Consider the following 12901-nt stretch of genomic DNA (forward strand, 5'->3'; position numbering starts at 1 on the left):
TGCGGACCAACGGTCCGCACCTACCAGGTCCGCTCCAAAAAAAACGCCCCGCGGACGCGGGGCGTTCTCGGCACAACCTACGCGGGGCGATCAGCCCTGGTAGTCGCGCACGTCGCTGCCGGTGTAGACCTGGCGCGGACGGCCGATCTTCATTTCCGGGTCAACCTGCTGTTCCAGCCAATGCGAGACCCAGCCGGAGGTACGGCCCAGGGCGAACATGACGGTGAACATTTCGGTCGGGATCTGCAGCGCCTTGTAGATGATGCCGCTGTAGAAATCGACGTTCGGGTACAGCTTGCGGGCGACGAAGTACTCGTCCTGCAGCGCGGCCTGTTCCAGCTTCACGGCCACGTCCAGCAGCGGATCCTGCACGCCCAGCTGCTTGAGCACCTTGCTGGTCATCTCGCCGATGACCTTGGCGCGCGGATCGAAGTTCTTGTAGACGCGGTGGCCGAAGCCCATCAGGCGGAAGCCGGAGGTCTTGTCCTTGGCCTTGACCACGGCGGACTCGACGTTGTCGGCGGTGCCGATCTCTTCCAGCATCTTCAGCACGGCTTCGTTGGCACCGCCGTGGGCCGGACCCCACAGCGCGGTGACGCCGGCGGCGACCGACGCGTACGGGTTGGCACCGGTCGAACCGACCAGGCGCACGGTCGAGGTCGAGGCGTTCTGCTCGTGGTCGGCGTGCAGGATGAACAGCAGGTCCAGCGCCTTGACCACGTCCGGGTTCAGATCGTACTGGCCGTCAGCCGACTCGAAGGTCTGCTTCAGGAAGCGGCTGACGTAGTCCAGCGAGGTGTCCGGCTTGTTGGCCGGCAGGCCCTTGCCGTGGCGGTAGATCAGCGCCGACAGGGTCGGCACCTTGGCGATCAGGCGCACGGCGGCCTGGCGGCGCTGTTCGGCGTCGGACAGGTCCAGCGAGTCGTGGTAGATGGCCGACAGCTGCGCGATCGCGGCTGCCAGGATGGCCATCGGGTGGGCATCCTTGGCGAAGCTGCCGATCAGCGTGTTGATCGAATCATCGACGTTGGCTTCGGCGGTCAGCTCATCGGTGAAGGCCTTCAGCTGCTCGGCGCTCGGGCGCTCGCCGTTGATCAGCAGGTAGGCCACTTCGACGTAGCTCGACTTTTCCGACAACTGTTCGATCGGGTAGCCGCGGTACAGCAGCACGCCCTTGTCGCCGTCGATGTAAGTGATGGCGGACTTGCAGCTGGCCGTCGCGGTGAAGCCGGAATCGTAGGTGAAGAACCCCGTTTCCTTGGTCAGCTTCGCGATGTCGACGCAGTCGTTGCCAAGGGTGGGTTTGATGACGGGCAGAACGACGGACTTATCGCCGGCGTTGAGCGTGACCTGATCAAGATCGGACACTGTGTGCGCTCCTTCATGGGAAGGCGCCTGCCCAAGCGCATTGGTCAGGCACGTGAATGACGTCCTCGGCCTGTGCCGGGGATCACGCCATTATCGCACAGCAGCATTTGCCCGGCGCTAGACAGAAGTCGTAGACGGCAGGCGGCCAGAACCCGGCCAGCAAGCGGCCCGGATCGGCAAAAGCGTTGTCACACGAACGCAGTGTTCCGTCCATCCAAACGCCCGTTGGGTAGGCGTTGGGGAAAACAAACGGCCGCGCAGAGCGCGGCCGTCGGTTCGAAGCTGGATCGACAGATCAGCGCGCGTAGCGCTTCTGGAACTTGTCGATACGGCCCGAGGTGTCGATGACCTTGTGCTTGCCCGTGTAGAACGGGTGCGAAGCAGAGGAAATTTCAACCTTCACCAGCGGGTAGTCGTTGCCGTCTTCCCACTTGATGGTTTCCTTCGTCGCCATGGTCGAGCGGGTCAGGATCTTGAAATCGGAGGTGACGTCATGAAAGACGACGTCGCGGTAGTTCGGATGGATATCGGCCTTCATGGGCTCACACCGTAAATGGGCTGGTGGTCAAGAGCGGCATTATAAGCACCGGTTGCCGCCGGGGCAACCGGTGCCGGTCAATCGGCTTCAGTCCGCGCCCAGGGCCTGGCGCACCAGGGCCTCGAAACGCTGCTGGTCGTAGGCCATCAGCAGATCGCAGTTGTCCGGCTGGCCGGTCTGGCGGTTCCAGTCGACGATGGTGGCGCCGCGGCTGAACGTGCCGTTCAGCTCCACGTTCAGCGGCCGCGATTCGACCTGCAGCTGCCCTTCCGGGTTCAGCGCCCAGGCCATGGCGACCGCATCGGCGGTGTACCAGCGGCCGCCCTTGCTGTCTTCGGACAGGCCACGGGTCTTGCGCGAGATCAGCTCGTAGAAGCGGGCGCGATCGGAGTCGGCCTGCAGCCACTTCTCGGCTTCTTCCAGCGGCAGGCCGTGGGCGACGGTGGCCTCCCAGTCCGACACCAGCAGGTGCTTGAACGAGGTAAACACCACATGCGCCGCTTCCGGATCGAAGGCAATGTTGAATTCGGCCGCCGGGGTGATGTTGCCGTGGCAGGTGACCGCCCCGCCCATCACCACGATGCGCTTGATGCGCTGGGGCAGGGTCGGGTCCAGCTTCAATGCCAGCGCCAGGTTGGTCAGCGGGCCAAGCATCACCAGCATCAGTTCGCCGGCATGCTCGTGCGACAGGCGCAGGATGGCCAGCGCAGCGTGCTCGGCCTCAGCCTGGCGGCTCGGCGGCGGCAGGTCCACGTCGCCGTAACCATCACGGCCGTGCACATGGGCAGCGTCGACGGAGGGATGCAGCAGCGGATCCGGGCTTCCGGCAAACACCGGCACGTCGGCGCGGCCGACGATGTCGCAGAGCTTGAGGGCGTTGCGGACGGTGTACTGCAGGCCGACATTGCCGGCGGCGATGGTCAGGGCGACCACGTCATGCCGTTCATCGGCAAAGGCCATCAGCAGGGCCAGGGCGTCGTCCACACCGGGGTCGGTGTCGATCAACAGGGGGATCTTGTGGGTCATCGTTGCCGTCTTCAGATCGGCAACGAAGTGTGGACCGGGATGATGACCGTTGCAAGTACGGGTGTGGGGGTTCTGGCAGGGCTGCGCCCTGCACCCGCCGAGGCAGGAGCAACGGCAAGAGCAAAAGCTGGCTATCCGTGGGATGGCGGGGTGGGCCCGATGGCGGGGGACGGCGTGAATACGTCCATGTAGCCTCGGTCGCGCCATCCATGGCGCTCACGCCCCCGCCACCGGACCCACCCCGCCTTCGACAATTTCCCGCGGCCTGTCGGAACGGCGTTCTGCTCTGGTAGGTGTCGACCTTGGTCGACACATCCACGGATTGATCGAATCGGCTCTCTGTAGAGTCGAGCCATGCTCGACTCACACGCGCAGCGTGCAGTAGATCCACGCCATGCGTGGATGAGCGTCCCGGGGATGGGGTCGGAGCCCTTTGCTGTGCAAAGGGCTCTGACCCCGCCGCTTACGCCGAGGCGTAGCGCACGGCGGTGCCGATCCAGCGCTGCACCACGCGGTCGGCCAGCGCGGGCTGCTGGTCCAGCAGGCGCTCGGCCAGGTCATGCACGCCAGGCAGCAGGCCGGCGTCGCGCGCGAGATCAGCAATGCGGAAACCGGCCAGGCCGGTCTGGCGGGTGCCCAGCAGTTCACCCGGGCCACGCAGCTCCAGATCCTTCTCGGCGATGACGAAACCATCGTTGGTTTCGCGCATGGTCTGCAGGCGCTCGCGCGCCATCTGCGAGAGCGGTGCCTGGTACAGCAGCACGCAGCGCGACACGGCCGAACCACGGCCCACGCGGCCACGCAGCTGGTGCAGCTGCGCCAGGCCGAGGCGTTCGGCGTTCTCGATCACCATCAGCGAGGCATTCGGTACGTCCACGCCCACTTCAATCACGGTGGTCGCCACCAGCAGGTCGATCTCACCGGCCTTGAACGCCACCATCGTCGCCAGCTTCTCGGCGGCCTTCAGGCGGCCATGCACCAGCCCGACGCGCACGCCCGGCAGCAGCGCCTGCAGCGACTCGTAGGTGGCCTGTGCCGGGGTGGCGTCGAGCTCTTCGCTTTCCTCGATGAGCGTGCACACCCAGTACACCTGCCGCCCTTCCTGGCAGGCCAGCGCGATGCGCTCGATCAGTTCGGGACGGCGGTCGTTGTTGAGTGCCACGGTCTGCACCGGGGTGCGACCTGGCGGCAGTTCGTCGATGGCCGAGACATCCAGGTCGGCGTACTCGGACATCGCCAGCGTGCGCGGAATCGGCGTGGCGGTCATCACCAGCTGGTGCGGCACGCTGTTGCCGCCCGCGCCCTTGTCGCGCAGCGCCAAGCGCTGGTGCACGCCGAAGCGGTGCTGTTCGTCGACGATGGCCAGGGCCAGATCCTGGAACACCACCGCCTCCTGCATCAGCGCGTGGGTACCGACCACCACCTGCGCTTCGCCGTTGGCGACCTGTTCCATCACCTTGGCGCGCGCCTTGCCGGTGACCTTGCCGGCCAGCCAGGCGATACGCACGCCGAGCGGTTCCAGCCAGCCGCGCAGATTGTTGAGATGCTGCTCGGCCAGCAGTTCGGTGGGGGCGGCCAATGCGACCTGCTTGCCCTGCTCCACCGCCAGCATCGCGGCCAGTGCGGCCACCACGGTCTTGCCGGAGCCGACATCGCCCTGCACCAGCCGCAGCATCGGGCTGGGGCGCGCGAGGTCTTCACGGATCTGCTTGAACACGCGCGCCTGTGCGCCGGTCAGGGCGAACGGCAGCTGCTTCAGCAGCGCCCTGGCCAGCTTGCCGGGGCCGGCCAGCGGCGGCGCATGGTGCGCCTGCAAGGCAATGCGCTGGCGACGCAGGCTGAGGTGATGGGCCAGCAGTTCTTCCATCGCCAGGCGACGCTGCGCCGGGTGGGTACCTGCTGCCAAGGCGGCCAGATCGGCATCCGGCGGTGGCCGGTGCACGGTCAGCAGCGCGCTGCGCAGCGACGGCAGGCCGAGGCCATCCAGCCAGCCGCTGGGCAGCAGTTCCAGCGTGCTTTCCTCGGGCAGGCGATCCAGGGCCTGGCCGATCAGCTTGCGCATCGTCATCGGGCCCACGCCTTCGACGGTGGGATACACCGGGTCGAGGCGGTCGCCGAGTTCGGGATCGTCGTTGCGGCCCAGCACCTGGTAGCTGGGATGGACGATTTCCAGGCCGAGATGGCCGGGTTTGGGGGTGCCGAAGCAGCGCAGCCGGTTGCCGACCGCGAACTGGCCGACCTGCTGCTGGCGGAAATGGAAGAAGCGCAGCACCAGGGTGCCCTGCCCTTCGTCTTCCATCGCCACTTTCAGCATCGGCCGGTAGCGCATGCCGCGCTCGACCGCGACCACCCGCCCTTCCACCTGCGCCGGCACGCCGTTGCGCAGGTCTTCGATGCGGGTCAGCCGGGTCCGGTCTTCATAGCGCAGCGGCAGATGAAGCCAGAGATCCTGCAGGGTGGCCAGGCCACGCGCCTGCAGTTTGGCGGCCACGGCCGGGCCCACGCCCGCAAGCATCGCCAGGGATGCTTCGCCGGACGGTGACAGGACCGGGGTGACCGCCGCCTTGCGTGCCACGTGGCGGTCAGTCGATGACCATCACCGCGTCGACCTCGAAGTTGGCGCCCTTCGGCAGGCCGGAGACTTCGATGGTGGAACGGGCCGGGTACGGGGCCTGGAAGTAGTCCTGCATGACCGCGTTGACCTTGGCGAACTCGCCCAGGTCGGTCAGGTACAGGCCCAGGCGCACGACCTTGTCCAGCGAGCCGCCGGCGGCTTCGGCCACGGCCTTGAGGTTGTCGAAGGCGCGACGGGCCTGCGCTTCGACGTCGCCGGCGCCGACGATGTCGCCGGTGGCCGGGTCGAGCGGGATCTGGCCGGAGAAGTACACGGTGTTGCCGGCGCGCACGGCCTGCGAGTACGGGCCGATGGCGGCGGGTGCCTTTTCGGTGTTGATGATCTGGCGGGACATGGGTCGCTCCGGTGCTTGGGGGAAAACAGAGCGGTGATTGTACCGGGTGGGGGCGGTATCGGCTGGGGTCGGATCCGTTTCCCGGCGGGAAACGGCTCTGCCCCCGCACGGTGATGGTAGTGCCGGCCGTTGGCCGGCAACTCCATGAACGTTTGCCGACATCGCGAGGTTGCCGGCCAGCGGCCGGCACTACCGGGAACATCCACGCATGGCGTGGATCTACTGCGATGCAACCGGTAACGACGGGCCATTCCCGGCGAGCACGCAATCATCCACGCATGGCGTGGATCTACTGGCGGCGTACCGACTGCACGACCGACAGGCGGCGCAGGCGGCGCATCACTTCGGCCAGGTGGTTGCGGTCGCGGACCTGGATGTTGAACGCCAGCACGGCGGCGTTGAAGTCGCGGTCCAGGTAGTCCACGCGCTCGATGTTGGAGTGGCTTTGCGCGATGGCGGCGGCCAGCTGCGCCAGCACGCCGGTGCCGTTCTCCACTTCCACCACCAGCGAGGTGTCGTAGTCGCCGGAGACGGTGGTGTCCCAACCGATCGGCACCCAGCGCTCGGGCGACTTGCGCAGTTCGGCCAGGTTCGGGCAGTCCATGCGGTGCACCACGATGCCCTTGCCGGCGGTGTGGTAGCCCATGATCTCGTCGCCCGGAATAGGCTGGCAGCAGCCGGCGAAGGTCACCACGCCGCGCTCGCTGCCGTTGATCAGGATCTTTTCCTGCGAATGGTGGCGCGAGTGCGGGCCGCCACGCAGTTCGGCGTAGGCCATCAGCGCCTGCGCGGCCTGGGTCGGCATCCAGTTGCCCAGTGCGACCTCGGCCAGCAGCGCCTCCAGGCGCGGGAAGCGGTGTTCGGCCAGGAACGCATCCAGGCGCCCCTTCGGCAGCCGCTCCAGCGACGAATCCATCGCTTCCAGCGCACGGTCGAGCATGCGGTGGCCCAGCTGCACGGCGTCTTCATGCTCCAGCTGCTTGAGCTGGTGGCGGATGGCGGTGCGTGCCTTGCTGGTGACCACGAATTCCAGCCACTGCGGTTTCGGCGTGGCCGAGCGCGCGGTGATGATCTCCACCGACTGGCCCGACACCAGCTTGGTGCGCAGCGGCACCAGTTTCTTGTCCACGCGCGAAGCCACCGCCATGTTGCCGACGTCGGTGTGCACGGCGTAGGCGAAGTCCAGCGCGGTGGAGTTGCGCGGCAGGGCGAGGATCTTGCCCTTCGGGGTGAACAGGTAGACCTCGTCCGGGAACAGGTCGACCTTGACGTTGTCGAGGAACTCAAGCGAGGAACCGGCGGCGCGCTGCGAGTCGATCAGCTCGACGATCCAGGCGTGGGCGCGGCTCTGTGCACTGTTGGGCGAATCGCCACCGAACTTGTAGGTCCAGTGCGCGGCCACGCCGCGTTCGGCGATCAGGTCCATTTCCTCGGTACGGATCTGCACTTCGATCGGCGAGCCATACGGCCCGAACAGCACGGTGTGCAGCGACTGGTAGCCGTTGGCCTTGGGAATGGCGATGAAATCGCGGAAGCGCCCATCCAGCGGCTTGAAGGTGGCGTGCACCGAACCCAGCGCGTGGTAGCAGCTGGGCACGCTGCGCACGACCAGGCGGAAGCCGAACACGTCCATCACCTGGTCGAAGGATTTGTTCTCGTCGCGCATCTTGTTGTAGATGCTCCACGGGGTCTTGATGCGGCTGATCAGCCGATGCTCGATCCCCTCCTTGGCCAGGCGCTGCGACAGCTGCACCTCCACCTGCGCCATCGCTTCGCGGCGCACCACCGGCTGGCTGCGGATGTGTTTTTCGATGATGGCGTGGCGCCACGGGTACAGCGCCTTGAATCCCAGATTCTGCAGCTCGCTCTTGACCAGGCTCATGCCCAGGCGCTGGGCGATGGGCGCGTATATCTCCAGCGTTTCGCGGGCGATGCGGCCGCGTGCTTCGCGGCTCTGCGCGCCCAGCGTGCGCATGTTGTGCAGGCGATCGGCCAGCTTGATCATGATCACGCGCAGGTCGCGCGACATCGCCAGCAGCATCTTGCGGAAGCTCTCGGCGGCAGCCTCCTGGCGATCGCGGAACTTCAGCTTGTCCAGCTTGGTGACGCCGTCGACCAGTTCGGCCACGGCTTCGCCGAACTCGGCGGCCAGCGCCTCACGGGTCAGCGGGGTGTCTTCGATGGTGTCGTGCAGGATCGCGGCGATCAGCGCTTCCACGTCCAGGCCGAGCTCGGCCAGCACCTGGGCCACGGCCACCGGATGGGTGATATAGGGCTCGCCCGACTTGCGCGTCTGCCCAGCGTGCGCGGAGGCTCCGACTTCCCAGGCACGGCGCAACAGCGGCAGCTGTTCCGGCGGCAGGTAATGGGCGGCGCGTTCAAGCTGGAGGACGTAGTCGGGTACGGCGGCAGTGGGGGCTGCGGCGACCTTGGCAGTGGGGCCTGGGTTCATGCCCGCAGCCTATTCCAGCGCGACGTTTACGGCAAATCCTGAATGCGAAACAGCCCGCACGGGGCGGGCTGTTCGGCACATCCAACGATTACGTTGATCGATGCGATCAATCGTCGTTCTTGGACATGTCTTCGTCGGCGACCACTTCCGCGGCGGCCCACTCCAGCGCTTCGCGCTCGGCGCGCTCACGCTCGGCCTTCTCGACTTCGTCGATCAGCGCGTTGTCGATCTTGCGGGCGGCGATTTCGCGCAGCGCCAGCACGGTCGGCTTGTCCTCGGTCTCGCTGTTGTCCAGCGTGGCCTGCACGCCGTTGGCGAGCTGGCGGGCACGCTTGGAAGCCATCATGACCAGTTCGAAACGGTTGTTAACGACTTCCAGGCAATCTTCTACGGTGATGCGGGCCATACGGGCTCCCGGCGACCGGTCGGCCGCTCAGTCGAATGAGGGAAAGGGGACGGAGTGTACTGGCAGGGGCTGGACAAAATCAAGCCAACCCCTACCCGATTCTTTTGGAATCAGTCAGTTGCGCCCGGATCGGGGGTCAGCAGGGCCTGGATCAGGCCGGCGTGGCGGACCTTCTGGGCCTCCCGGCGCAGGCGGCTGGCGGTGAAGATGGCGCACAGCTCGTCCACCGCGGTGTCGAACACCTCGTTGACGATGACGTAGTCGAACTCGTTGAAGTGCAGCATCTCATCGCGGGCCGCGCCCAGGCGCTGGGCGATGACCGCCTCGCTGTCCTGGCCGCGCTTGCGCATGCGGTCCTGCAGGGCCTGCTTGGACGGCGGCAGGATGAACACGGTGACCGTGCCCGGCACCAGCTGGCGCACCTGCTGCGCGCCCTGCCAGTCGATCTCCAGCAGCACGTCCTGGCCGGCGGCCAGCTGCGGTTCCACCGACTGGCGGGCGGTGCCCTTCCAGTCGCCGTGCACCCAGGCATGCTCGAAGAAGTCGCCAGCGGCGATCATTTCCTCGAACTTTTCCGCAGAGACGAAATGGTAGTGCTGGCCGTTCACCTCACCCGGGCGCATCGCGCGCGAGGTGAAGGAGATCGACAGGGCGATCTGCGGGTCACGCGCCAGGGTGGCATTGACGATGCTGCTCTTGCCGGCACCGGACGGGGCGGCGACGATGTACAGCGTGCCGCGCGCAACGGCGTCCGACGGCTTCGACGGGGCGCTCATGCGGGGGATCCAACGGGTTGATTTCGCAAGATTTTTCCTCGATGTTCCAGATCCGGCGCGGAGGATCGCGCCAGGACGGCGGGGGCTGCGCGGAACATCCTGGAACCAGGCCCGGCAGACGCTTCCCCGGGGGGCGGGCACGCAACTTTACCAGAGCGGCCCGGTTGCGCGCCCGTCCGGCAGGCGCCGGGCCTTGTGCCACATGGGCATCCGGGGGCCTGTGCTATAACCGGGCCGTACCCAACGACAGCCCGGAGGCCTGCGCCTCCCCGCCATCCCAGGAGAACGGCATGCCATCGATGAGCCGCCGCCAGTTCCTGAAAGTGACCGGGACAACCCTGGTCGGCTCCAGCCTGGCATTGATGGGCTTCGCGCCCGGCATCGCGCTCGCGGAGGTCAGGCAGTACAAGCTGACCCGCGCGACCGAGACCCGCAACACCTGTACGTACTGTTCGGTGGCCTGCGGCATCCTGATGTACAGCCTCGGCGACGGTGCCAAGAATGCCGAGCCGAGCATCTTCCATATCGAGGGCGACCCGGACCACCCGGTCAACCGCGGCACGCTGTGCCCGAAGGGTGCCGGCCTGGCCGACATCATCCACAGCAAGTCGCGCCTGCTCTACCCCGAGTACCGCGCACCGGGCTCGAACGAGTGGAAGCGGCTGAGCTGGGACGATGCGCTGGACCGCATCGCGCGGCTGATGAAGGAAGACCGCGATGCCAACTTCGTGCAGAAGAACGAGGCCGGGCAGACGGTCAACCGCTGGCTGACCACCGGCATGCTGGCCGCCTCGGCCACCAGCAATGAAACCGCGGTGCTGACCCACAAGGTCGTGCGCTCCCTTGGCATGTTGGCATTCGACAACCAGGCACGTGTCTGACACGGCCCGACGGTGGCAGGTCTTGCCCCGACGCTAGGCCGTGGTGCGATGACGAATCACTGGGTCGACATCAAGAATGCCGACCTGATCCTGATCATGGGTGGCAATGCCGCCGAGGCGCATCCGTGCGGGTTCAAATGGGTGACCGAGGCCAAGGCACACAACAAGGCCCGGCTGATCGTGGTCGATCCGCGCTTCAACCGCTCGGCCGCCGTGGCCGACGTGTACGCGCCGATCCGTACCGGCACCGACATCGTGTTCCTGGGCGGCCTGATCAACTACCTGTTGACCGAGGACCGCATCCAGCACGAGTACGTGCTGAACTACACCGACATGTCGTTCCTGGTGAAGGACGAATTCGCCTTCAAGGACGGCCTGTATTCGGGCTACAACGAGGAGAAGCGCAGCTACGACCGCTCCAGCTGGGACTACGCGTACGGTGACGATGGCTTCGTGCGCAGCGACCCGACGCTGAAGGACCCGCGCTGCGTCTACAACCTGCTCAAGCAGCACTACGCGCGCTACACCGTGGAGATGGTCGAACGCATCTGCGGCACGCCGGCCAACAGCATCCGACAGGTGTGGGAGATGATCGCGTCCACCGCCGGCAAGGACAAGGCGATGACCATCCTGTACGCGCTGGGCTGGACGCAGCACTCGATCGGCGCACAGAACGTGCGCGCCGGCACCATGGTGCAGCTGCTGCTGGGCAACATCGGCGTGGCCGGTGGTGGCATGAACGCGCTGCGCGGGCATTCCAACATCCAGGGCCTGACCGACATCGGCCTGATGTCGGACCTGCTGCCCGGCTACCTGACCCTGCCGAAACAGGACGAGCAGGACTACGACGCCTACATCGCCAAGCGCACGCAGAAGCCGCTGCGCGCCAACCAGATGTCGTTCTGGCAGAACTACCCGAAGTTCCACGTCAGCCTGATGAAGTCGTGGTGGGGCGACGCCGCCACCGCCGACAACAACTGGTGCTTCGACCACCTGCCCAAGCTCGACAAGCCGTACGACATGCTGCAGGCGTACGAGCTGATGAACGAGGGGAAGATCCATGGCTACATCTGCCAGGGTTTCAACCCGCTGGCTTCGGCGCCGAACAAGGGCAAGCTGATCAGTGCGTTCTCCAAGCTGAAGTTCATGGTCAGCATGGACCCGCTGGAAACCGAGACGATTGCCTTCTGGCAGAACCATGGCGCGCTGAACGACGTCGACCCGAGCACGATCCAGACCGAAGTATTCCGCCTGCCGACCACCTCCTTCGCCGAGGAGAACGGCGCGGTGGTGAATTCCTCGCGCTGGCTGCAGTGGCACTGGAAGGGGGCCAATCCGCCGGGTGAAGCGCGCAGCGACATCGAGATCATGTCCGAGCTGTTCCATCGCATCAAGGCGATGTACGAGAAGGATGGCGGTGCATGGTGGGAGCCGGTGCGCGACCTGGCCTGGAAGTACTCCAACCCGGAACTGCCGACGCCGGAAGAACTGGCGATGGAATACAACGGCAAGGCGCTGGCCGACGTGTTCGATCCGAAGGACCCGACCAAGCTGGTGCGCAAGGCTGGCGAGCAGCTGGCCGCATTCGGCGACCTGCGCGACGACGGCAGCACGTCCTCCGGCTGCTGGATCTACATCGGCGCCTGGGGCCCGACCGGCAACATGATGGCGCGGCGTGACAACAGCGACCCCACCGGCATCGGCAACACGCTGGGCTGGGCCTGGGCGTGGCCGGCCAACCGCCGCGTGATGTACAACCGCGCGTCGTGCGACGTGGCTGGCCAACCATTCGATCCGCGCCGCACGCTGCTGGCCTGGAACGGCAAGAACTGGGGCAGCGTGGACGTGCCGGACTTCAAGGCCGACGAAGATCCCGCCGGCGGCATGGGCCCGTTCATCATGAATCCGGAAGGCATCGCCCGCTTCTTCGCCAAGGCCGGCATGGCCGAGGGACCGTTCCCGGAGCACTACGAACCGTTCGACACCCCGCTGCGCAGCAACCCGCTCAGCCCGGGGCAGGCACTGACGCTGAACAACCCGGCGGCACGCGTGTTCGCCAGCGATCGCGCACAGATCGGCTCCCCGGACGAGTTCCCGCATGTGGCCACCACCTACCGCCTGACCGAGCATTTCCACTTCTGGACCAAGCACGGCAAGCTCAACGCGATCATCCAGCCCGAGCAGTTCGTCGAGATCGGCGCGGCCCTGGCCGACGAGCTGGGCATCAACAACGGCAGCCGCGTGCGGGTCAGTTCCAAGCGCGGGCATATCGAAGCGGTGGCGATGGTGACCAAGCGCATCAAGGCCCTGCAGATCGATGGCCGGACCGTGCACCAGGTGGGCGTGCCGATCCACTGGGGCTTCCTGGGTGCGGCCAAGCCCGGATACATCGCCAATACGCTGACCAACGCCATCGGTGACGGCAACTCGCAGACCCCCGAATCGAAGTGCATCCTGGTCAAGGTCGAGAAGGTGTAGGAGACAC

At 66.3% G+C, this 12901-nt stretch carries 9 protein-coding genes; 1 reads left to right on the top strand and 8 read right to left on the bottom strand.

The features are described from left to right. Positions 1-90: 90 nt before the first annotated feature. The 8 genes from ACXI0D_RS04455 to gmk form a co-directional block, all read right to left on the bottom strand. Positions 91-1368: a citrate synthase gene (locus tag ACXI0D_RS04455; protein WP_053461289.1), complete on the bottom strand. Its 1278-nt coding sequence runs from the start codon at positions 1366-1368 to the stop codon at positions 91-93. Positions 1369-1663: 295 nt separating this feature from the next. Further along, positions 1664-1906 (bottom strand): type B 50S ribosomal protein L31, encoded by a 243-nt coding sequence (locus tag ACXI0D_RS04460; RefSeq protein ID WP_010484049.1) that lies wholly within the window; start codon positions 1904-1906, stop codon positions 1664-1666. 87 nt (positions 1907-1993) lie between these two features. After that, the gene (locus tag ACXI0D_RS04465; protein WP_049442726.1) at positions 1994-2932 is read right to left on the bottom strand and encodes a nucleoside hydrolase; all 939 of its coding nucleotides are present in this window, start codon (positions 2930-2932) and stop codon (positions 1994-1996) included. A gap of 463 nt (positions 2933-3395) precedes the next feature. After that, positions 3396-5507: an ATP-dependent DNA helicase RecG gene (recG, locus tag ACXI0D_RS04470; RefSeq protein ID WP_101766018.1), complete on the bottom strand. Its 2112-nt coding sequence runs from the start codon at positions 5505-5507 to the stop codon at positions 3396-3398. 7 nt (positions 5508-5514) lie between these two features. Further along, positions 5515-5901 carry a RidA family protein gene (locus tag ACXI0D_RS04475; protein ID WP_005410875.1) on the bottom strand — a complete coding sequence of 129 codons (387 nt, stop codon included), beginning with the start codon at positions 5899-5901 and terminating at the stop codon, positions 5515-5517. Between the two features lie 289 nt (positions 5902-6190). After that, on the bottom strand, positions 6191-8353 hold the full coding sequence (locus tag ACXI0D_RS04480; RefSeq protein WP_005418955.1) for a RelA/SpoT family protein: 2163 nt from the start codon (positions 8351-8353) through the stop codon (positions 6191-6193). A 106-nt stretch (positions 8354-8459) separates the two neighbouring features. Beyond that, positions 8460-8759 (bottom strand): DNA-directed RNA polymerase subunit omega, encoded by a 300-nt coding sequence (gene rpoZ / locus ACXI0D_RS04485; RefSeq protein ID WP_005410877.1) that lies wholly within the window; start codon positions 8757-8759, stop codon positions 8460-8462. Positions 8760-8869: 110 nt separating this feature from the next. After that, a complete protein-coding gene (gene gmk / locus ACXI0D_RS04490; RefSeq protein ID WP_014038334.1) occupies positions 8870-9535 on the bottom strand; it encodes a guanylate kinase in 666 nt (221 codons plus the stop codon). A 290-nt stretch (positions 9536-9825) separates the two neighbouring features. On the opposite strand from gmk, the gene fdnG reads away from it, so the two are divergent. Further along, the gene (gene fdnG / locus ACXI0D_RS04495) at positions 9826-12894 is read left to right on the top strand and encodes a formate dehydrogenase-N subunit alpha (protein ID WP_147416415.1); all 3069 of its coding nucleotides are present in this window, start codon (positions 9826-9828) and stop codon (positions 12892-12894) included. Positions 12895-12901: the final 7 nt, after the last annotated feature.

This window comes from Stenotrophomonas sp. C9D9, from assembly GCF_056491205.1.